The organism is Pseudomonas acericola (SeqCode), from assembly GCF_053456465.1.
Map to the genome: position 1 here is coordinate 225,052 of NZ_JBRFJB010000002.1, position 24,694 is coordinate 249,745.

General features: G+C 61.1%; 20 protein-coding genes and 1 other RNA gene. 16 read left to right on the top strand and 5 right to left on the bottom strand.

Annotated features, from left to right (window positions below; all coding sequences use genetic code 11):
- Positions 1 to 13: 13 nt before the first annotated feature.
- Complete coding sequence (locus ACU688_RS07080) at positions 14 to 979, bottom strand: 2-hydroxyacid dehydrogenase (RefSeq protein ID WP_448184176.1); 966 nt, start codon at positions 977 to 979, stop codon at positions 14 to 16.
- An 86-nt stretch (positions 980 to 1,065) separates the two neighbouring features.
- Here ACU688_RS07080 and ACU688_RS07085 point away from each other — a divergent pair, with 86 nt between their 5' ends.
- The 7 genes from ACU688_RS07085 to ACU688_RS07115 all read left to right on the top strand — a co-directional run bounded on the left by ACU688_RS07085 (position 1,066) and on the right by ACU688_RS07115 (position 11,963).
- Positions 1,066 to 1,698: a LysE family translocator gene (locus ACU688_RS07085; protein WP_124527445.1), complete on the top strand. Its 633-nt coding sequence runs from the start codon at positions 1,066 to 1,068 to the stop codon at positions 1,696 to 1,698.
- 252 nt (positions 1,699 to 1,950) lie between these two features.
- On the top strand, positions 1,951 to 3,633 hold the full coding sequence (locus ACU688_RS07090; RefSeq protein ID WP_448184177.1) for a fatty acid--CoA ligase: 1,683 nt from the start codon (positions 1,951 to 1,953) through the stop codon (positions 3,631 to 3,633).
- 332 nt (positions 3,634 to 3,965) lie between these two features.
- Positions 3,966 to 5,906, top strand: coding sequence for a DUF1302 domain-containing protein (locus ACU688_RS07095; RefSeq protein ID WP_448184178.1), 1,941 nt, complete (start codon positions 3,966 to 3,968; stop codon positions 5,904 to 5,906).
- Between the two features lie 28 nt (positions 5,907 to 5,934).
- On the top strand, positions 5,935 to 7,299 hold the full coding sequence (locus tag ACU688_RS07100) for a DUF1329 domain-containing protein (protein ID WP_305432764.1): 1,365 nt from the start codon (positions 5,935 to 5,937) through the stop codon (positions 7,297 to 7,299).
- Between the two features lie 200 nt (positions 7,300 to 7,499).
- A complete protein-coding gene (locus tag ACU688_RS07105) occupies positions 7,500 to 10,229 on the top strand; it encodes a winged helix-turn-helix domain-containing protein (RefSeq protein ID WP_448184179.1) in 2,730 nt (909 codons plus the stop codon).
- Positions 10,230 to 10,316: 87 nt separating this feature from the next.
- On the top strand, positions 10,317 to 10,961 hold the full coding sequence (locus ACU688_RS07110) for an MBL fold metallo-hydrolase (protein ID WP_124527439.1): 645 nt from the start codon (positions 10,317 to 10,319) through the stop codon (positions 10,959 to 10,961).
- Between the two features lie 231 nt (positions 10,962 to 11,192).
- Complete coding sequence (locus tag ACU688_RS07115) at positions 11,193 to 11,963, top strand: YiaD family glycine zipper/OmpA-like lipoprotein (protein ID WP_448184180.1); 771 nt, start codon at positions 11,193 to 11,195, stop codon at positions 11,961 to 11,963.
- Positions 11,964 to 12,031: 68 nt separating this feature from the next.
- On the opposite strand, the gene ACU688_RS07120 is transcribed toward ACU688_RS07115, so the two are convergent.
- The 4 genes from ACU688_RS07120 to ACU688_RS07135 form a co-directional block, all read right to left on the bottom strand.
- A complete protein-coding gene (locus ACU688_RS07120; protein WP_124527438.1) occupies positions 12,032 to 12,613 on the bottom strand; it encodes a BON domain-containing protein in 582 nt (193 codons plus the stop codon).
- Positions 12,610 to 13,203, bottom strand: a complete 594-nt coding sequence (locus tag ACU688_RS07125; RefSeq protein ID WP_017738708.1) for a phosphoheptose isomerase — start codon at positions 13,201 to 13,203, stop codon at positions 12,610 to 12,612. Before ACU688_RS07125 ends, ACU688_RS07120 begins: the two co-directional genes overlap by 4 nt.
- Before the next feature lie 92 nt (positions 13,204 to 13,295).
- Positions 13,296 to 13,667 (bottom strand): YraN family protein, encoded by a 372-nt coding sequence (locus ACU688_RS07130; protein WP_448184181.1) that lies wholly within the window; start codon positions 13,665 to 13,667, stop codon positions 13,296 to 13,298.
- Positions 13,667 to 15,478, bottom strand: coding sequence for a penicillin-binding protein activator (locus tag ACU688_RS07135; RefSeq protein WP_448184182.1), 1,812 nt, complete (start codon positions 15,476 to 15,478; stop codon positions 13,667 to 13,669). The genes ACU688_RS07130 and ACU688_RS07135 overlap by 1 nt, the downstream gene beginning before the upstream one ends.
- Positions 15,479 to 15,643: 165 nt before the next feature.
- Here ACU688_RS07135 and rsmI point away from each other — a divergent pair, with 165 nt between their 5' ends.
- The 9 genes from rsmI (at position 15,644) to mraY (ending at position 24,694) form a co-directional block, all read left to right on the top strand.
- Positions 15,644 to 16,549, top strand: coding sequence for a 16S rRNA (cytidine(1402)-2'-O)-methyltransferase (rsmI, locus tag ACU688_RS07140; protein ID WP_257780672.1), 906 nt, complete (start codon positions 15,644 to 15,646; stop codon positions 16,547 to 16,549).
- Positions 16,550 to 16,645: 96 nt separating this feature from the next.
- Positions 16,646 to 16,999: RNase P RNA component class A (gene rnpB / locus ACU688_RS07145), an RNA gene on the top strand.
- 355 nt (positions 17,000 to 17,354) lie between these two features.
- Positions 17,355 to 17,810, top strand: a complete 456-nt coding sequence (mraZ, locus tag ACU688_RS07150) for a division/cell wall cluster transcriptional repressor MraZ (protein WP_003171868.1) — start codon at positions 17,355 to 17,357, stop codon at positions 17,808 to 17,810.
- Positions 17,807 to 18,754 (top strand): 16S rRNA (cytosine(1402)-N(4))-methyltransferase RsmH, encoded by a 948-nt coding sequence (gene rsmH / locus ACU688_RS07155; protein ID WP_026137039.1) that lies wholly within the window; start codon positions 17,807 to 17,809, stop codon positions 18,752 to 18,754. The genes mraZ and rsmH overlap by 4 nt, the downstream gene beginning before the upstream one ends.
- On the top strand, positions 18,751 to 19,044 hold the full coding sequence (gene ftsL / locus ACU688_RS07160) for a cell division protein FtsL (protein ID WP_017738702.1): 294 nt from the start codon (positions 18,751 to 18,753) through the stop codon (positions 19,042 to 19,044). Before rsmH ends, ftsL begins: the two co-directional genes overlap by 4 nt.
- Positions 19,044 to 20,786: a peptidoglycan D,D-transpeptidase FtsI family protein gene (locus tag ACU688_RS07165; RefSeq protein WP_448184847.1), complete on the top strand. Its 1,743-nt coding sequence runs from the start codon at positions 19,044 to 19,046 to the stop codon at positions 20,784 to 20,786. Before ftsL ends, ACU688_RS07165 begins: the two co-directional genes overlap by 1 nt.
- On the top strand, positions 20,786 to 22,249 hold the full coding sequence (locus ACU688_RS07170; RefSeq protein WP_448184183.1) for a UDP-N-acetylmuramoyl-L-alanyl-D-glutamate--2,6-diaminopimelate ligase: 1,464 nt from the start codon (positions 20,786 to 20,788) through the stop codon (positions 22,247 to 22,249). Before ACU688_RS07165 ends, ACU688_RS07170 begins: the two co-directional genes overlap by 1 nt.
- Positions 22,242 to 23,612, top strand: a complete 1,371-nt coding sequence (locus ACU688_RS07175; protein WP_448184184.1) for a UDP-N-acetylmuramoyl-tripeptide--D-alanyl-D-alanine ligase — start codon at positions 22,242 to 22,244, stop codon at positions 23,610 to 23,612. Before ACU688_RS07170 ends, ACU688_RS07175 begins: the two co-directional genes overlap by 8 nt.
- Entirely contained in the window at positions 23,612 to 24,694 is a 1,083-nt protein-coding gene (gene mraY, locus ACU688_RS07180; RefSeq protein ID WP_017738698.1) for a phospho-N-acetylmuramoyl-pentapeptide-transferase, read from the top strand. Before ACU688_RS07175 ends, mraY begins: the two co-directional genes overlap by 1 nt.

A 24,694-nucleotide genomic window follows, 5' to 3' on the forward strand; every position in this document is an offset into this window, starting at 1 on the left:
GGAGCGCAGTTTATCAACTGACGACACGTAGCGGGGCGCCGCTGAAAAAGCCCCGGGCGTTTTCTGCCAGCTGGCCGACGATGCGCTGGCGCGCTTCGCGACTGCCCCAGGCGTTGTGGGGCGTGACGATCAGCCGAGGGATGTCACCGGCTAGCAGCGGGTTGCCGTTGACCGGTGGCTCCACGCTGAGTACGTCGGTCGCCGCACCGCCCAGATGGCCGTTGCGCAAGGCATCGGCCAGGGCCTGTTCGTTGATCAAGCCACCGCGCGCAGTGTTGACGATAAACGCGCCCGGTTTGAGCAGAGCCAGTTCGCGGGCGCCGATAAAATCACGGGTGTGTTCGTTGAGGGGGCAGTGCAAGGTCAGGGCATCCACCTGGGCCAGCAGCTCATCCAGCGGCACGCGATCGGCGCGGGCAGGGCGGCCGGGAATGGCGCCGAGCAGCACGCGCATGCCAAAGGCTTCGGCCAGGCGCGCCACGGCGCTGCCCAACTCACCGTGGCCGAGCAGGCCGAGGGTTTTGCCTTCCAACTCGACAATCGGATGGTCCAACAGGCAGAACTGCTTGGCTTGCTGCCACTGGCCGGCGCTGACGTCCTGTTGATAGTCCTGCAAGCGTGTCGCCAGGTTGAGCAGCAACATGATCGTATGCTGCGCCACCGACGGCGTGCCGTAGCCCTGGCAGTTGCTCACGGTGATGCCCTGGGCGCGGGCGGCTTGCAGATCGATATTGTTGGTACCGGTGGCTGACACCAGGATCAGCCTGAGGTCCGGGCAGGCCGCCAGGGTTTCGGCGTTGATCGCGATTTTGTTACTGATCGCCACCTCGGCGCCCTGCAGGCGTTCGATCACATTCTGCGGCGTGGTCTGCTCGAATAATTGCAGTTCGCTGAAGCTGTTTTGCAGCTCGCTGAGGTCGAGGTCTCCCAGGTCCAGGGAGGGGTGATCGAGGAAGACGGCGCGGCGATTGTTCGTCATCAACTGTACCTTTTGCGACAGGGTTCGAAGGCGTAATCTCCCGAGCCTATCAGATGAAATAATCAGTTACTTGAATTGGAGCGCGCATGTACGTCGCCGAGTTTTTGACCGTGGCCTTGATTCACTTGTTGGCGGTGGCCAGCCCGGGCCCGGATTTCGCCGTGGTGGTCCGTGAAAGTGTTACCCACGGCCGCCGTGCCGGGACCTGGACCGCGCTCGGTGTGGGTTCGGCGATTTTCCTGCACGTAGGGTATTCGCTGTTGGGGATCGGCTTGATCGTGTCCCAGTCCATCGTGCTGTTCAACGCACTCAAATGGGCCGCCGCCGCGTACCTGCTGTACATCGGCTTCAAGGCCCTGCGTGCCCAGCCGGCCAAGCCAGCCGCCGAAGGCGAATTGCACCGCGAAGCCGGCGAGCGCACCCCGCGCGGGGCGTTTACCGCAGGGTTCGTGACCAATGGCCTGAACCCCAAGGCAACGCTGTTCTTCCTGTCGTTGTTTACCGTGGTGATCAACCCGCACACGCCGTTGGCGATCCAGGCCGGTTATGGCTTGTACCTGGCGGTGGCGACGGCGGTGTGGTTCTGCCTGGTGGCAATGTTGTTCAGCCAGCAACGCGTGCGTGCGGGGTTTGCGCGGATGGGGCATTGGTTTGATCGGACAATGGGCGCGGTGTTGATTGCCATCGGTGTAAAACTGGCCTTCACCAGCATGAAATAAAACCTGAGTGAGCTCAGTAGCTGTGGGAGCGGGCTTGCTCGCGAATGGGTTGATCAGTCACAACATTTTTCGACTGATACTCCGCTTTCGCGAGCAAGCCCACATTTGATCTCCATCAGCCGATGCTGATGGCGCAAAGCTAGCATTCACCCCCCTCCGCAAATCATTCCTTTGGCTGATTTGGCTGAAACATAAGCGCTCTACAGTGCAGATCTTTCAGCCAAGACCGTGCAGTCATAAAAAGGGATTCCTATGTTGCAGACCCGTGTTATCCCGCCCGCCGAAGGCGCGTACCAATACCCGTTGTTGATCAAACGCCTGTTGATGTCCGGGGCCCGCTACGAGAAAACCCGCGAAATCGTGTACCGCGACAAGCTGCGCTACACCTACCCGACGCTGATCGAGCGCGTTGCGCGCCTGGCCAATGTGTTGACCGAAGCCGGGGTCAAGGCCGGTGATACCGTGGCAGTGATGGACTGGGACAGCCATCGTTACCTGGAATGCATGTTTGCCATCCCGATGATTGGCGCGGTGATCCACACCATCAACGTGCGCCTGTCGCCGGAACAGATCCTCTACACCATGAACCACGCCGAGGACCGCTTCGTGCTGGTCAACAGCGAGTTCGTGGGGCTTTACCAAGCGATTGCCGGGCAACTCACCACTGTCGACAAGACCCTGCTGCTGACCGATGGGGACGCGAAAACCGCCGAGCTGCCCAACCTCGTCGGCGAGTACGAAACCCTGCTGGCCGCCGCCAGCCCGACATACGATTTCCAGGACTTCGACGAGCATTCCGTCGCGACCACCTTCTACACCACCGGCACCACCGGTAATCCCAAGGGCGTGTACTTCACCCACCGCCAACTGGTGCTGCACACCATCGGTGTGGCGACCATCATGGGCAGCGTCGATAGCGTGCGCTTGCTGGGCACCAACGACGTGTATATGCCGATCACGCCGATGTTCCACGTACACGCCTGGGGCCTGCCGTATGTGGCGACCATGCTCGGCCTCAAGCAGGTCTATCCCGGGCGCTACGACCCGGAATACCTGGTGGAGCTGTGGCGCAAGGAAAAGGTCACCTTCTCCCACTGCGTGCCGACCATTCTGCAAATGCTGCTCAACGCCAAGGCGGCGCAGGGTGTGGACTTTGGCGGTTGGAAAATCGTCATTGGCGGCAGTGCGCTTAACCGCACGCTGTACGAAGCGTCCAAGGCGCGTGGGATCCAGCTGACGGCGGCGTACGGCATGTCCGAGACCGGGCCGTTGGTGTCCTGCGCCCACCTCAACGAAGAATTGATGGCCGGCAGCGAAGACGAGCGCACCACCTATCGCATCAAGGCCGGCGTGCCCGGGCCGTTGGTGGAGGCGGCGATTGTCGACGGTGACGGCAATTTCCTGCCCGCCGATGGCGAGTCCCAGGGCGAGTTGGTGCTGCGCGCGCCGTGGCTGACCGAAGGCTATTACAACGAACCGCAGAAGGGCGCCGAGCTATGGGAAGGCGGCTGGATGCACACCGGCGACGTGGCCACGCTGGATGCGTTTGGGGTGATCGATATCCGTGACCGCATCAAGGACGTGATCAAGACCGGTGGCGAGTGGGTTTCGTCCCTGGCCCTCGAAGACCTGGTCAGCCGTCACCCGGCGGTACGCGAAGTAGCGGTGGTGGGCATTGCCGATCCGCAGTGGGGCGAGCGCCCGTTTGCCTTGCTGGTGGTGCGTGATGGCCATGTGATAGGGGCCCGCGAGCTCAAGGAGCATCTCAAGCCGTTTGTGGAGTTGGGCCATTTGAGCAAGTGGGCGATCCCGAGCCAGATCGCTGTTGTTACGGAAATTCCCAAGACCAGTGTCGGCAAACTCGACAAAAAGCGTATCCGCATCGACATCATTGAATGGCAGGCCAACAACAGCACGTTCCTGTCTACCCTCTGACGCCCCTCGCCGTGCCCGTTCGGGCACGGCAACGCTCTATCTGGCACCTTTACTTGTGATTTGCCGATTTTCAGCCATCCTTGCCGCGTCGGCCCTCGCCGACGTGGCGAAAGGGTTGAGGCAGACGGGTCGGTGATGCAAATCACACTTTAGAGGGATCAAGCACTACCCCCTGCTGGCTATAGTCCCCCCTGAGTTTTTCAAGGATGTTGCGCTTCGGGCCATGGGGGCTCAGTTGCCGTCCGGCATTGGAATCGTTGTATTCCGGCCGTTACATGCATCCAGAAGATTGAACTCACTGCCATAACAATAATGCACATGGAGTAGCGTCGATGACCTCAGTAAACCAGTTCTGGCGCCGGGCAAGACTGCCCCTGGCCGTCAGTCTCGCTTCTACGCTCGCCGGGCCCGCATTCGGCGTCAGTTTCAACGTCGGTGAAATCGAAGGGAGTTTTGACTCGTCTCTTTCCGTGGGTGCCAGTTGGTCTACAGAAAAAGCCAACAAGAACCTCATCGGCTCCAACAACGGCGGGCATGGCCTCTCGCAGACTTCTGACGACGGGCACTTGAACTTCAAGCGCGGGGAAACGTTCTCGAAGATCTTCAAGGGTATCCACGACCTGGAACTGAAGTACGGCGACACCGGTGTATTCGTGCGTGGCAAGTATTGGTACGACTTCGAACTCAAGGATGAAAGCCGTCCGTTCAAGGACATCAGCGACAACAACCGCAAAGAGGGCGCCAAGTCCTCGGGCGCGCAGATCCTCGACGCCTTCATCTACCACAACTACAACATTGCCGACCTGCCGGGTTCGGTGCGCTTCGGCAAGCAAGTAGTCAGCTGGGGTGAAAGTACCTTCATCGGCGGCGGTATCAACTCCATCAACCCGATCGACGTGTCGGCGTTCCGTCGTCCGGGGGCCGAGATCAAGGAAGGCTTGATTCCGGTCAACATGTTCTATCTGTCGCAAAGCGTGACGGACAACCTGTCGGTGGATGGTTTCTATCAGTTGGAATGGGACCAGACTGTGGTCGACAACTGCGGGACATTCTTCTCGCAGCCTGACGTGATCGCTGACGGTTGCGACAACAACCTTGCGGTGCTGCGAACCAAACAAGGCCTGTCCAATGCCTTGCCGGCGCCGTTCCGCAATGCGGCATTCGGCGCGCTGGCGGCCCAGGGCGTGAACTTTGGATCGCCGGATGAAGGCGCCATCGTGCGCCGTGGTCCTGATCGTGATGCACGGGACAGCGGTCAGTTTGGTTTCGCCGCCCACTACATGTTCGAACCGTTGGACACCGAGTTCGGCGCTTACTTCATGAACTACCACAGCCGCGCGCCGATTTTCAGCGGGCGAGGGGCGGCGGCGAGCAAGTACAGCCCTGCTAACCTGGTCGGATCATTGATGGGCCAGGGTTTGACCCTGGGGCAAGCCAGTGCGATCGCGCCATCGCTGTTGCCGTTCGTGGTTGCCGGCAATTCGAGCTACTACGTCGAATATCCTGAGGACATTCGCCTGTACGGCCTCAGCTTCTCCACCACATTGCCTACCGGTACCGCGTGGAGTGGTGAGATCAGCTACCGTCCGAATGCGCCTGTGCAGTTGAACACCACGGACATTCTGTATTCGGGGCTGACGCCTCTGGCCGCAGTAAACCCGGCAGCCGCTAACTATTCGGTACTGCAAGGCAAGGCGGACCAGGATCAACCGGGCTATCGCCGCAAAGAAGTCACTCAACTGCAAACCACGTTTACCCACTTCTTCGATCAGGTGATGGGCGCTGAGCGACTGACGGTTGTCGGTGAAGTCGGCTTCACCCACGTGGGCGGCCTGGAAAAAACCTCCAAGGCCCGCTACGGCCGCGACCCTAGCTACGGCCCTGGCCCGCTGCCAAACAACACGTGCCAGACCTTGAACAGCGGAACCTTGACTGGGGCTGCACAGAACAACCTGTCGCGCTACTGCGAAAACGACGGCTTCACCACGGCCAACTCCTGGGGCTATCGCGCTCGCGCCATCTGGGATTACAACAGCGTGTTTGCGGGTATCAACCTCAGACCGAGCGTGGCCTGGTCCCATGACGTGAGCGGCTATTCGCCAGGCCCTGGCGGCAACTTCGAAGAAGGCCGCAAGGCCGTCAGCCTTGGCTTGGATGCGGAATACCAGAACACCTACACCGCCGGCCTGTCGTACACCAACTTCTTTGATGGCAAGTACACCACGGTGGATGACCGGGATTTTGTTGCGCTCAGCTTCGGCATGAACTTCTAAGCGACCGTATTTCAGGAAGAACCAGCATATGAAAATAACTAAAAGTCTGTTGCACGTAGGTGTGCTTGGGCTGTCGATCCTGGCGAGCAACGTCATGGCGGCAGTCTCGGCGAGCGAGGCCGCCAAGCTCGACACAACCCTGACCCCGATGGGCGCTGAACGCGGCGCCAACGCTGCGGGCACCATCACCGCCTGGCAACCCTTGGCGACCAACGCCGGCGGCGTTGATGCCCGTGGTTTCCTGGCCAACCCTTACGCCAGCGAGCAGCCCAAGTTCGTTATCACCGCGCAGAACGTCGATCAGTACAAGGACGCGTTGTCACCTGGGCAGTACGCGATGTTCAAGCGCTACCCGGACACCTTCAAGATGCCGGTCTACCCGACCCATCGTGGCGCCACGGTGCCGGCTGATGTGTTTGCCTCGATCAAGAAGAACGCCACCAGCACCAACCTGGTGTCTGGCGGCAACGGCCTGGAAAACTTCGAGTCCGCCATTCCGTTCCCTATTCCGAAAAGCGGCGTCGAAGTCATCTGGAACCACATCACCCGCTATCGCGGCGGCAGTGTGACGCGTCTGGTGACCCAGGCTACTCCGCAAACGAACGGTTCCTACAGCCTGGTGTATTTCCGCGATCAGTTCGTTTTCCGCGACAAGATGAAGGACTACGATCCGAAAAATCCGGGAAACATCCTGTTCTACTTCAAGCAGGAAGTAACCGCGCCAGCACGCCTGGCGGGTACCGTGTTGCTGGTGCATGAAACCCTGGACCAGGTGAAGGAGCCACGTTCGGCGTGGGTCTACAACGCGGGCCAGCGCCGTGTGCGCCGGGCCCCGCAAGTGTCCTATGACGGCCCGGGTACCGCCGCCGACGGCCTGCGCACCTCCGACAACCTCGACATGTACAACGGCGCGCCGGATCGCTACGACTGGAAGCTGGAAGGCAAGAAAGAGATGTACATCGCCTCCAACAGCTACAAGCTTGACGACCCGAAACTCAAGTATGCCGACATCATCAAGGCCGGCCACATCAACCAGGACCTGGCCCGTTACGAGCTGCGTCGCGTCTGGCACGTGGTCGCCACCTTGAAGGAAGGCCAGCGCCACATCTACGCCAAGCGTGACTTCTACATCGACGAAGATACCTGGCAGGCAGCGGTGATCGACCAGTACGACGGTCGCAACCAGCTGTGGCGCGTGTCTGAAGCCCATGCCGAGAACTACTACGACAAGCAAGTGCCGTGGTACGCCCTGGAAGCCATCTACGACCTGCAATCCGGTCGCTACCTGGCCCTGGGCATGAAGAACGAAGAGAAGAAGGCGTATGACTTCGGCTTCACCGCTACCACCAGCGACTTCACCCCAGCGGCCCTGCGCCAGGACGGTGTTCGCTAAACCGCGATAATTCACCTGTGTAACGCACCTATGTGGGAGCTGGCTTGTATGGGAGCCAGCTCCCACATTTGTTTGTGGTGAATTTTTTTGTCGCAGTTCTTTTTCAGGCAAATGTTGCAAAGATCTACAAACCTGCCGCTTTTACCGCTAGTCTGCGGACATCTGCAATGCCGACAACAGCCTTCTACAAGAGCCCGGCGATGACTGATCTGTCCCGAATCCAAGGGCCTGCCAGTGCGGTGATTCCGACCCTGGAAGGTCGCTTCTACAGGCCCCCCCTGCCCGACGGCTACGTGCTGCGACCGCGGCTGTGCGAACGGCTGACTGCCGGGCTGGACGGGCGACTGTTGCTGGTCAGTGCGCCGGCCGGGTTCGGCAAGAGTTCGCTGGCGGTGGAGTTCTGCCAGAGCCTGCCCGCGCACTGGCAAAGCCTGTGGCTGGGCCTGAGCCCACGGGACAATGACCCCGGCCGTTTCCTGGAACGCCTGCTCGACGGCTTGCAGCAATATTTCCCGCAACTCGGTGCCCAATCCCTGGGCCTGCTGAAGATGCGCCAGCGTCATCAACCGTTCGCCTTTGAAGAATGGCTCGATGGCCTGCTCGATGAGCTGACCCTACACCTATCCACCCGCGCGCCGCTGTTGCTGGTGCTGGATGACTATCATCTGGCCCAGGGCCCGGTACTTGACCGCTGCCTGCAATTTTTCCTCAACCATTTGCCCGATGGCCTGGTGGTGTTGGTCACCAGTCGCCAACGTCCCGATTGGCATCTGGCGCGGCTGCGTTTGTCGCGGCACTTGCTGGAACTCAATGAGCAAGACCTGCGCCTGACCCACGCCGAGTCCCTGGCCGTGCTGGACCGCCACAGCAGCTCATTGCGTGGCGAAGCCCTCGACAACCTGATCCGCCGCAGCGAAGGCTGGGTGGCTGGCCTGCGCTTCTGGGTGCTGGCGGCTTCCGAAGCCGGCAGCGACGGCGCGTTGCCGCAGAGCCTGCATGGTGGCGAAGGGCTGATCCGCGATTATCTGCTGGAAGAGGTCATCGACTGCCTGCCCCCGGAAGTGCAGGCGTTCCTGTACGACACCGCGCCGCAAGAGCGATTTTGCAGCGAATTGTGCGACGCTGTCCGCGAAGCCCACGACAGCGCCGAGATCCTGCGCTACCTGCAAGCCCACCAAGTGTTCCTGGTGCCGCTGGACGACCAAGGTCACTGGTACCGTTATCACCATCTGTTCTCCGACTTGCTGCGCACCCGTCGCGCCAGCAGCAACGTGTTGCCGCCCGCCAGCCTGCATCTGCGCGCCTGCCGCTGGTTCAATGCCCAGGGCTTGATCGATGAAGCGGTGGAGCAGGCGTTACGCGCCGGTCACCTGGATGTGGCGGCCAACCTGGTGCAGAACCTGTCCGAAGAGCAACTGCTGGCCGAGCAGAATGTCGGCATGCTGCTGCGCTGGAAAATGGACTTGCCCGACAGCCTGTTGATCAGCACACCGCGCTTGATCGTGCTCTACAGCTGGGCCTTGGGTCTGGCGTGCCAATTGGACGCGGCGGAAGAACTGTCCGGCTACCTCAGCCGCTTCCTGCCGGCGCCGTCGGCCACTGCGCAAAAATCGATGCTGGCTCAGTGGCTGGCATTGAGCGGGATCATCGCGCGTGGCCGAGGTGATCGCGAGCTGACCCAGCGTTATTGCAGTGAAGCGCTGGAAAGCCTGCCGCAGCGACGTTATGGCCAGCGACTGATGTGCCTGTCGACGCTCTCCAACCTGGCCATCGTCGATGCCGACCTGTGGCGCGCGCGGGGCCTGAACCGCGAATCCCTGGAGCTGGCGCAACGTGTCGGCAACCCGCTGTTTGAAGCTTTGGCTCACTACGATCGCGCACGGGTCCTACAGGCCCGGGGCGAAATCCTGCGTTCCCTGGACGAAGTCCGCCAGGGCTTGCAGCGTTTGCAGGGGCTTGCGCCGCAGCGGCTGTATGCAGTGCGCGCCCGCCTGGCGCTGTACGAAGGCTATTTGCTGCTGATGCGCTGCCAGCCCGAGGCCGGGATCACACGCTTGCGCGCTGGCCTGGCCGAAGCTCGTGCTTGCCGTGATATCAGTGTGCTCATTGGGCATTGCGTGATCGCCAACTTCGAAGGGCGCCGTGGTGACTTCCCCAGGGCGTTCGCCGAGTTGGCCGAGGCGGAGCGCTTGATGCATATCTGGGACGTGCCGCCGATCTACTACCTGGCGATGATCACCTTGATCAAATGCGAGCTGTGGCTGGCCCAGGGCCGCACAGACCTCGCCGACGCCTGGTTGACTCGGCTGGGGCAGACCTACAACGGCGAGCACGCCGCGGCCGCGCCGGAGTTCCATCCGCACCTGCCGCAACATATCGGCTTGCAGCAGGCCGCGCTGGATGCCACGCGCCATCAATCCGCCGCCGCCCTGCATCGCCTCGAAGAGCTGGCGCAACAGGCACATAACAGCGGTCGGCAGATGATCGCCCTCATGGCCCTGACCCAGCAGGCGCAGTTGCTGCTGGAGAGCGGCCACGAAACCAAGGCCCGCCTGATCGTGGCCCAGGCCCTTGAGACGGGCGCAGGCGGCGCATTACAACCGTTCCAGCGCCTGCTGGACAACCATCCCCAGTGGATGCGCGAACAACTGGGCAAAGACCCCCACGGCCTATTGAACCAGGCGCTGCTGGCGCTGTTGCCGGCGGTCGTGGTGGCTGACACCGTGCCGATGCAGGAAACCCTGAGCGCGCGGGAGATGGCAGTGCTGCAATTGATCGCCGAAGGCTGTTCGAACCAGGAAATCAGCAACCGCTTGTTCATCTCCTTGCACACGGTCAAGACCCACGCCAGCCATATCAACAGCAAACTGGGCGTGGAACGCCGCACCCAGGCGGTGGCGCGGGCGCAGGAGTTGCGGTTGATTGGCTGAAGCCTGAGGCCAATCTGGTTTAATAGTGCAATTATTCCGGCGATAGTCGCCCGAAAACGCCCTGTGATTTGCACTAGAGGACCGTTCATGGAAACCGTGACACCGACGCTTATTCGCGAAACCTTCCCCGTCGGCCCGTTGCAGTGCAACTGCACCATCATCGGCGACCCCATCACCAAAAAAGCCATCGTGGTCGACCCGGGTGGCAACCACGAATTGATCCTCGCGCGCCTGGATGCGCTGGGCCTCAAGGTGGTGAGCATCATCCATACCCACGCCCATCTGGACCACTTCCTCGCTTCCGGCCAGTTGAAAGAGAAGACCGGTGCCACCTTGCACCTGCACAAGGAAGACCAATTCCTGTGGGACAACCTCGAGATGCAGTGCCAGATGTTTCGCGTGCCCTACACCCCGGTGCCATCGCCGGATCGCTGGCTGGAAGATGATGAAGAGCTGGCTTGCGGTTGTGGTGTGGCGCTGCATACCCCAGGGCATACGCCGGGTTCGATGAGCTTCTGGTTTGCCGATGCCAAGCTGCTGATTGCCGGCGATACGCTGTTTCGGCGTGGCGTGGGGCGCACGGATTTGTGGGGCGGGGACCAGGCAACCATCGTGCGCTCGATCAAGCAGCGCTTGTATACCCTGGACGAAGACGCGACGGTCGTGACCGGGCATGGGCGGGACACGCGACTGGGTGACGAGATGCGTGAGAACCCGTTTGTCAGGGCTTGAGGGGGCCTCGGCATTTTTCTGGATGCCCAGTGGCAACCTTCCGACGAAACATACAGAGAAAAAGACAATTCCCGTTCAGCAAGGGTCTGCTAGGGTTTTAGTGTGCTCACCTGTTGTAGAGCGGGCGCCTGCCGCCCATGGAATTTTTGTCCTTTAACGTGTTCCAACCTCGGCACAGGTCCATTGCCAATGTCCTCTGCATCACAGAATGCAAAAGTAGGAGCTTCCTTCATGTTCACTTCCCGTCGTCTGCTTGTTGTCGCCACCGTCGTGGCCCTGTTATCCGGCTGCGCTACGCCTAACCCTTATGACGGCAGCAGCCAGGGGCAGGCGAGTAATGAATCCGGCGGAATGAGCAAGACCGCCAAATATGGTGGCTTGGGTGCCCTGGCCGGTGCATTGGCAGGTGCGGCCATCGACCATAACAACCGTGGCAAGGGGGCGCTGATTGGTGCCGTGGTGGCTGGCGCGGGTGCTGCGGGTTACGGCTACTACGCCGACCAGCAAGAAAAGAAACTGCGTGAAAGCATGGCCAATACCGGGGTTGAAGTGCAGCGCCAGGGCGACCAGATCAAGCTGATCATGCCGGGCAACATCACCTTTGCCACCAACTCGGATGCGATCTCCAGCAGCTTCTACCAGCCGCTGAACAACCTGGCCAACTCCCTCAAGCAGTTTAACCAGAACACCATCCAGATCGTCGGCTACACCGACAGCACCGGCAGCCGCCAATTGAACATGGACCTGTCCCAGCGCCGTGCGCAGAGCGTGGCCAACTACCTGACTTCCCAGGGTGTGAGCTCGGCCAACCTGAGTGTGCGTGGTGCGGGCCCGGATAACCCGATTGCCAGCAACGCCGACGTCAACGGTCGTGCCCAGAACCGTCGCGTGGAAGTGAACCTCGGCCCGATCCCTGGCCAGCAGTACGGCCAGCCAGGCGCACAGGCGCCGCAGCAGCAGAACAACCAGTTCCAGGGCAACCCGTACTCGCAGTACCAATAACGCCGCAGCAATAAAAAGGGCGCCGTGCAGTCAATGCACGGCGCCCTTTTTTGTGGCTGTCGGTTACATCAGTCGATGTACTCGAACACCTTCACGATTTTCTGCACGCCGGACACACCCTGTACCAGATTGGCTGCGCGGGTGGCTTCCGCCTGGGTCAACAAGCCCATCAGGTAGACGATACCGTTGTCGGTGACGACTTTGATCCGGGAGCCGGGAATCGCGTTGTCGGTCAGCATCTGGGCCTTGATCTTGGTGGTCAGCAGCGCGTCATTGCTGATGGCCAGCAGGGTGATCGGGTCCATGACCTGCAGTTCGTTGTGGACCTTTTTCACCCGTTGCACGGCCGAAGCGGCTTGTTCTGCCTGGGCCTTGAGGTCGGCACGCGGGGTTTGGCCGGCCAGCAGGACCACGCCGTTGAAGCTGGTGACGACGATGCGCGAGGCGCCGTTGCCCAGGTCGGTAGCGGCTTTGGCGACGTTGACCTCAACCTTGGTTTCGATCAACGAGTCGTCAATCTTGCTGCCGAAGGTGCGAGTGCCCTTGTCGTCCTGGATCGGGGTGTCACGTGTTGCGGTGATGGCGGTGCTGCAACCGGTGATAGCAAGGCACAGCGTGATGGCCAATAGGCTGAGGCGGTTAACGGTCATTCTTCACTCCCAAACAATTGGCTGTCGATCAGATCGCACAGGCAGTGGATCGCCAGCAGATGGACTTCCTGAATACGTGCAGTGACGTTGGCCGGGACGCGAATCTCCACGTCTTCTGGCAATAGCAGCGACGCCATGCCGCCGCCATCGCGGCCGGTCAATGCTACGACAACCATTTCGCGATCATGTGCGGCCTGGATCGCTTGAATAATGTTTGCCGAGTTGCCGCTGGTGGAAATCGCCAGCAGCACGTCGCCGGGTTGGCCCAGGGCGCGGATCTGCTTGGAGAATATTTCGTTGTAGCTGTAGTCGTTGGCGATCGAGGTGATCGTCGACGAATCGGTGGTCAGGGCGATGGCTGGCAGGCTCGGGCGTTCGCGTTCGAAGCGGTTGAGCAGCTCGGACGAGAAGTGTTGGGCATCACCCGCCGAACCGCCGTTGCCGCACGAAAGCATTTTGCCCTCGTTGAGCAAGGCGTTGACCATGACCTGACTGGCTTGCTCGATGTGCGGTGCAAGTACGTCCATCGCCTGTTGCTTGGTGTCGATGCTGGCCTGGAAAAGCTGGCGAATTCGGGATTGCATGTCCATCTGTGTGACCTTAAGTAGCGCGGCTGTTTGGCACAGGAATGTGCAGCCCGCAAAGCAAAGAGCAAAAGTGTGTGGTGAAGATGTCCGGTGAATCAGCTGTCGAAGGCATTTTTGAGCCAGTTCAGATCAGCCTGACCAGACGGTGTGCGTTCTATGGCAACCACATCGAAACGGCAGGGGGCGTCGGCCCAGCGATGCTCTTTTTGCAGGAAGAACTGCGCGGCGAGTATCAGCTTCTGACGCTTGCGCTCGTCGATACTGGCGAGCGCGCCACCCCATTGTGCGTGTTTTCTGTAGCGGACTTCGACGAATACTACTGTATCGCCGTCAAGCATGACCAGATCAAGCTCACCGCGTTTACATAACCAGTTCTGCGCCAGAAGGCGCAGACCCTGCTGTTGCAAATGATTCAGAGCTTGCAGTTCGGCGTCCTTGCCGCTTTGTGCGCTGGACCGCTCGGGCATCAGCGCGGCGTGTCGGGCAGGCGCTGGATGTCGCCGCCGACGAACTTGGCCCATGGCATCTGGCGATCAACCCGCTGGCTGGCGCTGATACCCAGGTTGCCAGAGAGGCCATCAATACGGGTGTCCGGCAATGCCTTGAGCTGGCCCAGGCGCGGCGCCAGGCGATAGGCGTCAACGCCCATCGCGTACAGGCGACCCAGGCTGCCATTGGCTTGCGGCCATTGTGCGGCGACCTGGTTGCGCAGCGGGTCGGTGCTGTTGAGCAACCAAGGGGTTTCGCAGAACATCACGTTGGTCATGTCCAGGTACTGGTTCTTGTCGCCGCTGGCGCTGAACACGTGGGACGTCGCATACACCGGCACATCACCGGCGTACTGGAAGTTCAGGGTCGGCTTGATCTGCTGGGCCAGCTGCGGAGTCACGGCCAGGAAGATGAACTCGATGTCCTGGCGGCGCGAAGGTTGTGCGGCAACGTCGGTGCCGACGGTGCTTTGCAGGCTCTTGGCGCGGCCTTCGCTTTTACGCAGTTGGAATAGGTCGGCGATCTGCTGGGCGAGGGCGACCGGTTGATCGACGTATTCGACGCCGACAACGGTGCCGCCGTTGGCTTCCCAATCCTGACGGAAGGCTTTGTAGACACGCTCGCCCCATTCACCACGCGGCACCATGGCCGCCGCGCGATGCAGGCCGTCGGCACGGGCGCGGCGCGAGACTTCGCGAGCTTCGTCTTCAGCCGCCAGGCCAAACTGGAACAGTTGCGCCGGGTTCTGGTCGGCTTCGCTGTAGTTTAGGGCCAGGGTGGTGATCGGCAGTTGCGGGCGTGCGCTCAGCTGTTTGACCAGTGGTTTTTCCAGCGGGCCGACCACCAGTTGCACGCCGGCAGCCTGGGCCTTGGCGTAGAAGTCATCGATGGAGGTCAGGCGCGAGCTGTCAAAAAACTCGATGACCGGCGGCTTCTGCCCGGCTTGCTCAGCCTGGTAGTGCGCGGCCATGAAACCTTCGCGCAATGCCTTGCCCACGGAGGCCAGCGGGCCTTCCTGCGGCAACAGCAGGGCGATCTTGGTCAGGGGCTGGCTGGCCAGTTCCTTGAGCTTGGTCAGCGGAGTTGGCAGTTGCAGCGCCGCAGGATGGCCTGGGTTCTGCGCGCGCCAAGTGTCGATGGCGGCTTGCTGTTGCTCCAGAGTGCCGGCGCCCTTGACCGCTTGGGCCAGGGTGATCCAGCCGTCGAGCGTCGGGTTGCCGCTGGCTTGCAGTTGGTCGGCAGGCACTGCGGCAATCAGGGCCCAAATGGCTTCGTGATTGCTTTTGGCGGCGTCGCCGCTGAGCAGCGGGGCCATGGCCACGCGCTCGCGGGCGGCGGCCAGTGTCTGGCCATCGGCTTCATAGGCGCGGGCATGCACGCTGCCGGTGCGCAGCTGTTGCTCGGTCGGCAGGTCCTTCAGGCTGAGCAGGCTGGGATGGCTCAGCGCCGTCAGTGCGGCCTTGGGCTGGTTGCGCGCCATGGCCAGTTCGGCGGCCAGGGTGCTGGCAAAGACTTGCGCGGCGGGCTTGAGAACATCCAGGGGCACTTGCGCAAGAATCTGCGACGAACGGCCAGGGTTGTTCTGCTTGTAGGCCATGTCTGCCGCACTCAGGCGCAGCAATGCGGCCTTTTCTGGCGTCTTGGCGGAGGTGGCCTGTTCGAGCAATTGCTCGATACTGGCGTCCGGGGTCCGTGGAAGGTCGCCAAGGCTGGACGAGGGCGAGCTGGCGCAAGCGGCCAACAGGGCAGCGAGGCAAAGGGCGGAGAGCAGCCGCAGGCAAGCGATCATGTAAGTGTTCCTGATACCGATCAAATTAGCGTGGAATTGTACCCAAGCACTGGCCCAGGCGCGATGTTACTGGCGTGAAACCGTCGAATTAGGTCGTGCAAATGTTGCCGGCAGCCATCTGCGGCTGACCGTGAGGGCATATTATCGAGGCGTCTACGCGCTACAATGCGACTTTTCCCAACCATCGAGGTGTGCGTTTTGACTGCTCCAGGTCCTTTGAATTCCACTGCAGGCTCGCTTTTTGTCGTGGCGACGCCCATTGGCAACCTGGACGACATCAGTGCCCGGGCGCTGAAAGTGTTGCGTGACGTTAAATTGATCGCGGCCGAAGACACACGGCACTCCCAACGCTTGATGCAGCATTTTGGTATCAGCACGCCACTCGCGGCCTGCCACGAACACAACGAGCGCGAAGAAGGCAGCCGTTTTATCGTGCGCCTGCTGGCCGGTGACGATGTGGCACTGATTTCCGATGCGGGCACGCCGCTGATCTCGGACCCGGGCTATCACCTGGTGCGCCAGGCGCGTGCCGCTGGTATCAATGTAGTGCCTGTTCCGGGGGCGTGCGCGCTAATCGCAGCATTGTCGGCGGCGGGCCTGCCGTCGGACCGCTTCATATTCGAAGGTTTCCTGCCGGCCAAGGCTGTGGGGCGGCGCGCGCGCCTTGAGGCGGTAAAGGAAGAACCGCGCACGTTGATCTTCTATGAGGCCCCCCATCGCATCCTTGAATGCTTGCAGGATATGGAGCTGGTATTCGGTGGCGAGCGCCTGGCGCTGCTGGCCCGCGAGCTGACCAAGACCTTCGAGACACTCAAGGGCCTGCCCCTGGAAGAACTGCGTGCCTTCGTCGAGGGTGACAGCAACCAGCAGCGCGGCGAGTGTGTGGTGCTGGTTGCGGGCTGGACGGCGCCGGAAAGCGAAGACGCCGTGGGCAGCGAAGCCATGCGCATCCTCGACCTGTTGCTCAAGGAGATGCCCCTCAAGCGCGCCGCTGCATTGGCTGCGGAAATTACCGGTCTGCGCAAGAACGTGTTGTATCAAGTTGCGCTGGATAAACAGAAAGCCGAATAGTTCAGGGGTTAAAGCTGTATTTCGTCTGAACGTGATGGCAATTCTGAACTTTTATTACTTGTCCTAAGTCCGCCGTGCCGTTAACCTGCGCGGCGGAGAGTCGATTGGACAGTCGCTGCCCTCTATGAAAATTAGGGGGGGGAGGAAAGTCCGGGCTCCATAGGGCGAAGTGCCAGGTAATGCCTGGGAGGCGTGAGCCTACGGAAAGTGCCACAGAAAATAACCGCCTAAGCACTTCGGTGCCGGTAAGGGTGAAAAGGTGCGGTAAGAGCGCACCGCACGACTGGCAACAGTTCGTGGCTAGGTAAACCCCACTTGGAGCAAGACCAAATAGGGTCCCAAGGCGTGGCCCGCGCTGGGACCGGGTAGGTTGCTAAAGGTGTCCAGTGATGGCCATCGTAGACGAATGACTGTTCAAGACAGAACCCGGCTTACAGATCGACTCTCCACCTTTTTTCCTTCTGTCCGAATCTCGGGCAGAAACCCGGTAGTAACGCAAGAATCCCTCCCTGCCGAATCATTGGCAGATGCATCTTCGTAATACCAAAAAAATCTTACTCTTAATAAATTACTTTAACTTCGAGCCATAGCTCTTTGAGCTGTTTGTGCTTGTCGGGTCAAAAACATCGCCAAACTCTCGTTTCTCCTCCCTTTACGCTCCTAAATCTCCGTTCTGTAAGGCTTTTCCTTGAATCCGCGCCTTGACGGTGTGGTGGGCGCATTCCTATAGTGTGCGCAAGTGGCGGAAAGTGGCACAAAGTGGGTTTTTTGAACGTAAAACGCTAAAATTTGGAGAAACGCATCTGTGTTTCGCGGAGCTAACGCTATCAGTCTCGATGCAAAAGGCCGTCTCGCTATGCCGAGCCGGTATCGTGACGAGCTGATTTCGCGAAGTTCCGGGCAGTTGATCATCACGATCGATGCCGTTGACCCTTGTTTATGTGTTTACCCCCTCGATGAGTGGGAGCTGATTGAAACCAAGTTGCGTGCCCTGCCTTCATTGCGTGAAGAAAACCGCCGCCTGCAGCGTTTGCTGATTGGCAACGCTGTCGACCTTGAGCTCGATGGCAGCGGTCGTTTCCTGGTGCCGCCGCGTTTGCGCGAGTACGCCAAGCTGGACAAGCGCGCAATGCTGGTCGGCCAACTGAACAAGTTCCAATTGTGGGACGAAGATGCCTGGGATGCTGTTTCTGCAGCTGACCTGGCTGCTATTCAACAACCGGGCGCCATGCCTGATGAACTGCGTGATTTGATCCTGTGACTATTGATAGCGGCTTTAACCACATCACCGTATTGCTTGACGAAGCCGTTGAGGCTCTCGCCGTGCGCGCGGATGGTTGCTATCTGGATGGCACATTCGGCAGGGGCGGGCATAGCCGGTTGATACTCAGCCAGCTCGGGTCCGACGGTAAACTCCTCGGGTTCGACAAAGACCCCCAAGCGATTGCCACCGGGCAAGCGCTAGCGGCCGAAGACGGCCGCTTTGTCGTTGTGCAGCGCAGCTTTGCCGAGCTGGGTGCCGAAGTGGCCGAGCGCGGCATGGCAGGCAAGGTGGCCGGGGTTTTGCTCGACTTGGGCGTGTCTTCGCCACAACTCGACGACCCGGAGCGCGGCTTCAGTTTCATGAACGATGGCCCGCTCGATATGCGCATGGACCCAACCCGGGGCATCAGCGCTGCGCAGTTCATCGCCACCGCGCCCCATGAAGAAATCACCCGCGTATTCAAGGAATACGGTGAAGAGCGCTTCGCCGGCCGCATGGCCCGTGCCGTGGTCGAACGCCGCGAAATCCAGCCGTTCGAGCGCACCGCCGACCTGGCCGAAGTGCTGAAAGTCGCGAACCCGGCGTGGGAAAAGGGCAAGAACCCGGCAACCCGTGCGTTCCAGGGGCTGCGTATTCACGTCAACAACGAATTGGGCGATCTGGAAGCGGGTCTCGAAGCCGCGCTGGACGCCTTGGAAGTGGGCGGTCGCCTGGTGGTGATCAGCTTCCACTCCCTGGAAGACCGTATCGTCAAACTGTTCATGCGTCGCCTGGTCAAGGGTGAGTCCGACAACCTGCCGCGCAACCTGCCGGTACGTTTCGAAGCCTTTGTGCCGAAAATCAAAATCCATGGCAAAGCGCAGTTCGCTTCCGAAGCCGAACTCAAGGCCAACCCACGCTCCCGCAGCGCTGTCATGCGCGTTGCCGAGAAGCTGCGGTGAGCAAGCTTTTTGCCAAGCCCCTCCCGGGCGGCAGCTTCTTCATGATGCTGCTGTACGTCGGCGTGCTGGTGTCCGCGATTGCGGTGTCCTACAGCGCCCACTACAACCGCCAATTGCTCAACACCCTGTATGGGGAGTTGAGTGTGCGCGACAAGGCGCAAGCGGAGTGGGGCCGGCTGATCCTGGAGCAAAGCACCTGGACGGCTCATAGCCGCATCGAAGTGCTGGCCACCGAACAGCTGAAAATGCACATCCCTGGCGCGGCCGAAGTCCGCATGGTGGCGCCATGATGAAACTCGAAGGCGCACTCTACCCATGGCGCTTCCGCCTGATGCTCGGCTTGCTGGCATTGATGGTGGGCGCGATTGCCTGGCGGATCATCGACCTGCAAGTGGTCGATCGCGACTTCTTGATCGGCGAGGGCAATGCCCGCAGCCTGCGTCATATCCCGATTCCTGCACACCGCGGCCTGATCACCGACCGTAACGGCGAGCCTCTGGCCGTCAGTACCCCGGTGACCACCCTGTGGGCCAACGCCAAGGAATTGCAGGTAGCCAAGGACCGCTGGCCGGCGCTGGCCGGGGCCCTCGGCCAAGACCCGAAAGCCCTGGCCGAACGCCTGGAAGCCCAGGCCAATAAAGAATTCATCTACCTTGTTCGCGGCCTCACCCCTGAACAAGGCCAGCAAGTGCTCGACCTTAAAGTCCCCGGTGTCTATGGCATCGAGGAGTTCCGTCGTTTCTACCCAGCCGGTGAAACCACCGCCCATATGGTCGGCTTTACCGACATCGACGACCACGGTCGCGAAGGCGTAGAGCTGGCCTACGATGAATGGCTGGCCGGGGTTCCCGGCAAACGACAAGTCATCAAGGATCGGCGCGGCAGACTGATCAAGGATGTCCAGGTCACCAAAAACGCCAAGGCCGGTAAGCCCTTGGCGTTGTCGATTGACTTGCGCCTGCAATACCTGGCCAACCGCGAGCTGCGTAACGCGATCATCGAGAACGGCGCCAAGGCCGGCAGCCTGGTGATCATGGACGTGAAGACCGGCGAGATCCTCGCCATGGTCAACCAGCCGACCTACAACCCGAACAACCGTCGCAACCTGCAACCGGCGATGATGCGTAACCGCGCAATGATCGACGTGTTCGAACCGGGTTCGACCATGAAAGCCATCTCCATGAGTGCCGCCCTCGAAACCGGCCGCTGGAAACCCAGCGACAAGGTCGAGGTGTATCCGGGTACCTTGCAGTTGGGCAAATACACCATTCGTGACGTGTCCCGTACCGAAGGTCCGGTGCTGGATTTGACAGGTATCCTGATCAACTCCAGTAACGTGGGCATGAGCAAGGTCGCCTTCGATATCGGCGGCGAAACCATTTACCACCTGGCGCAGAAGATCGGGCTGGGCCAACCCACCGGCCTCGACTTCCCGGGTGAGCGCGTGGGCAACCTGCCGAACTACCGCGACTGGAAAAAAGCCGAGACCGCCACGCTGTCCTACGGCTACGGCCTGTCGGTAACCGCCATCCAGCTGGCCCACGCCTTCTCCGTGCTGGCCAACAACGGCCGCATGGTTCCGCTGAGCCTGATCCATGTCGACGAAGCGCCGAAAGCCACCCAGGTGATCCCGGAAAACGTCGCCAAGACCATGCAAGGCATGCTGCAACAAGTGATCGAAGCCCCGCGCGGCGTGTTCCGTGCCCAGGTGCCGGCGTATCACGTGGCAGGCAAGTCCGGTACCGCGCGTAAAACTTCGGTGGGCACCAAGGGCTATGCCGAAAACTCCTACCGTTCGCTGTTCGCCGGCTTTGGCCCGATGAGCGACCCGCGCTACGCCATCGTCGTAGTGATCGATGAACCGAGTAAAGCAGGCTACTTCGGTGGCCTGGTATCGGCGCCGGTGTTCAGCAAAGTGATGTCCGGCACCCTGCGCCTGATGAACATCACCCCGGACAACCTGCCGCCGACCCAACAAGCGAACGCCGGACCACCGGCCGCTGCCGTAAAAGCCAATGGAGGGCGCGGCTGATGTCTCTTAGCCTGAACAAGATTTTCGCCCACGCTGGCCGCGATCTGCTGATCCGCGAGCTGAGCCTGGACAGCCGCAATGTGCGTGCCGGTGACCTGTTCCTGGCCGTGCCGGGCGGCAAGGTCGATGGTCGTGACCATATCGCCGATGCCTTGCAACGCGGCGCGGCGGCGGTGGCTTATGAAGTGGAAGGCGCTACCGTGCTGCCGATCACCGACGTGCCGTTGATTCCGGTCAAGGGCCTGGCCAAGCAGCTGTCGGATATCGCCGGGCGTTTTTATGGCGATCCGAGCCGCCACGTCAATCTGGTGGGCGTCACCGGCACCAACGGCAAAACCAGCGTGACCCAGTTGGTCGCCCAGGCCTTGGACCTGCTTGGTCAGCATTGCGGCATTATCGGCACCCTTGGCACCGGTTTTTATGGCGCGCTGCACAGCGGCCTGCACACCACGCCGAACCCTATCGCCGTGCAAGCGACCCTGGCCGACCTGAAAAAGGCCGGCGCCAAGGCGGTTGCCATGGAAGTCTCGTCCCACGGCCTGCATCAGGGCCGCGTTGCTGCGCTGGCCTTTGACGTGGCGGTGATGACCAACCTGTCCCGCGATCACCTGGACTACCACGGCACCATGGAGGCCTACGCTGCCGAGAAGGCCAAGCTGTTTGCCTGGAATGACCTGAAGTGCCGCGTGGTGAACCTCGACGACGAATTCGGTCGTCAGCTGGCGGCGCAGGAGCATGAGTCGCGCCTGATCAGCTACAGCCTGGAGGATTCCAGTGCGTACCTGTATTGCCGCGATGCGCAATTCAATGACGAGGGCGTGCGCGCCACGCTGGTGACGCCACAAGGCGAGCACCACCTGCGTAGCAGCCTGCTCGGTCGCTTCAACCTGAGCAACGTCCTCGCCGCTGTCGGCGCGTTGCTCGGCCTGGATTACGCCCTGGACGAAATCCTGCGGGTGCTGCCCAAGCTGGAAGGCCCGGTCGGGCGCATGCAGCGCTTGGGTGGCGGTTCGCAGCCGCTGGTGGTGGTTGACTATGCCCACACCCCGGATGCCCTGGAAAAAGTCCTGGTTGCCCTGCGCCCACATGCCAAGGGCAAATTGCTCTGCCTGTTCGGCTGCGGCGGCGACCGTGATCGCGGCAAGCGTCCGTTGATGGCCGAGATCGTCGAGCGTCTGGCCGATGGTGTGCTCGTCACCGACGACAACCCGCGCAGCGAAGACCCGAGCCAGATTTTCGACGACATCCGTGTCGGCTTTAAAGACGCGTCCAAGGCGACGTTTGTCGCCGGCCGTGGCGCTGCCATTGCCCAGTTGATTGCCAGCGCCGGTGTTGACGATGTCGTGGTATTGGCTGGCAAGGGCCACGAGGACTACCAGGAAATCAACGGCGAACGCCATGCCTTCTCCGATCTGGTCGAGGCCGATCACGCCTTGACCGCCTGGGAGGTCGCCCATGCTTAAAGCGATGACATTCAGCGAACTGACCCAGGCCCTGGCGGCCCGTGTGCTGTCGAGCGATTGCCGCTTCGACGGTGTCAGTATCGACAGTCGCAACATCAAGCCGGGTCAACTGTTCGTCGCCTTGGCGGGCCCGCGTTTCGATGGGCACGACTACCTGAATGACGTCGCGGCCAAAGGGGCCGTGGGCGCCTTGGTGCAACGCGAAGTAGCCGATTCCACCTTGCCGCAATTGCTGGTAGCCGATACCCGCTTGGCCCTTGGCCAGCTGGGCGCGCTGAACCGTGCCGCATTTGATAAGCCCGTTGCCGCCATCACCGGCTCCAGCGGCAAGACCACGGTCAAGGAGCTGCTGGCCGGCATCCTGCGCACGCGCGGCCCGGTGCTCGCTACCCGTGGCAACTTGAACAATGATTTCGGCGCACCGCTGACCCTGCTCGAACTCGCCCCGGAACACACGGCGGCGGTGATCGAGCTGGGCGCGTCGCGCATCGGTGAAATTGCCTATACCGTGGCGCTGACCAAGCCCCACGTGGCGATCATCAACAACGCCGGTACCGCCCATGTCGGCGAGTTCGGCGGCCCGGAGAAGATCGTCGAAGCCAAGGGCGAAATCCTTGAAGGCCTCGATGCATCGGGTACTGCCGTATTGAATCTGGACGACAAGGCCTTCGAGACCTGGCGTGTACGCGCCGCCGGTCGCAAGGTGCTGACGTTTGCCGTGCTCAATGCGGCGGCTGATTTCCATGCTTCCAGCATCACCGTTGATGCCCGTGGTTGCCCGTCCTTCACCTTGCACACGCCGCAAGGCAGCGAGCAGGTGCAGTTGAACCTGCTGGGCAACCATAACGTCGCCAATGCTCTCGCTGCTGCTGCCGCCGCTCATGCCCTGGGCGTGTCGCTGTTTGGTATCGCGACCGGCCTGGGCGCCGTGCAGCCTGTCAAGGGCCGCACTGTGGCGCAGTTGGCGACCAATGGCATGCGTGTGATCGATGACACCTACAACGCCAACCCGTCCTCCATTAATGCCGCCGTTGATCTGCTGAAGGGCTTTGCCGGGCGCAAGGTCCTGGTGCTGGGCGATATCGGCGAGCTGGGCGACTGGGCTGAGCAAGGCCATCGCGAAGTGGGTGCCTATGCCGCTGGCAAGGTCGATGCGCTGTACGCCGTAGGGACGAACATGGCTCACGCCGTTGAGGCCTTTGGGCCCGGCGCGCGGCATTTCGCGACCCAGGCCGAGCTGATCCAGGCGCTGACTGCGGCCGAACAAGACAAACAAACCACTATTTTGATCAAGGGATCGCGCAGCGCGGTGATGGAAAACGTCGTCGCGGCCTTGTGTGGCTCAAGTACGGAGAAACATTAATGCTGCTGCTGCTGGCTGAGTATCTGCAACAGTTCCACAAAGGCTTCGCGGTCTTTCAGTACCTGACCCTGCGCGGGATCTTGGGTGTGCTGACCGCGCTGTCGCTGTCGCTGTTTTTGGGGCCGTGGATGATCCGCACCCTGCAGAACCTGCAAATTGGTCAATCGGTTCGTAATGACGGCCCGCAGTCGCACCTGTCCAAATCCGGCACCCCGACCATGGGCGGCGCGCTGATCCTGTCGTCCATCGGCATCAGCACCTTGCTCTGGGCCGACCTGCACAACCGCTACGTGTGGACGGTGTTGCTGGTGACCCTGTTGTTCGGCGCCATCGGCTGGGTCGATGACTACCGCAAGGTGATCGAGAAAAACTCGAAAGGCCTGCCAAGCCGCTGGAAGTATTTCTGGCAGTCGGTGTTCGGCCTGGGCGCCGCGATTTTCCTGTTCATGACCGCGCCAAGTGCGGTGGAAACCACCCTGATCATCCCGATGCTCAAGGACGCCAGCATTCCACTGGGCGTCGGCTTCGTGGTGCTGACCTATTTCGTGATCGTCGGCTCCAGCAACGCGGTGAACCTTACCGACGGCCTCGACGGCCTGGCGATCATGCCGACAGTGATGGTGGGCGGCGCGCTCGGCATCTTCTGCTACCTGTCGGGTAACGTGAAATTCGCTGAATACCTGCTGATCCCGTACGTGCCGGGCGCGGGTGAACTGATCGTGTTCTGCGGTGCGCTGATCGGTGCCGGCCTGGGCTTCCTGTGGTTCAACACCTACCCGGCGCAAGTGTTCATGGGCGATGTCGGCGCACTGGCGCTCGGCGCAGCCCTGGGCACCATCGCCGTGATCGTGCGCCAGGAAATCGTGCTGTTCATCATGGGCGGTGTGTTCGTGATGGAAACCCTGTCGGTGGTCATCCAGGTGGCCTCCTTCAAGTTGACCGGGCGCCGCGTGTTCCGCATGGCGCCGATTCACCACCACTTTGAACTCAAGGGCTGGCCTGAGCCGCGTGTGATCGTCCGTTTCTGGATCATCACCGTGATTCTCGTGTTGGTCGGCCTTGCCACCCTGAAACTGAGGTAG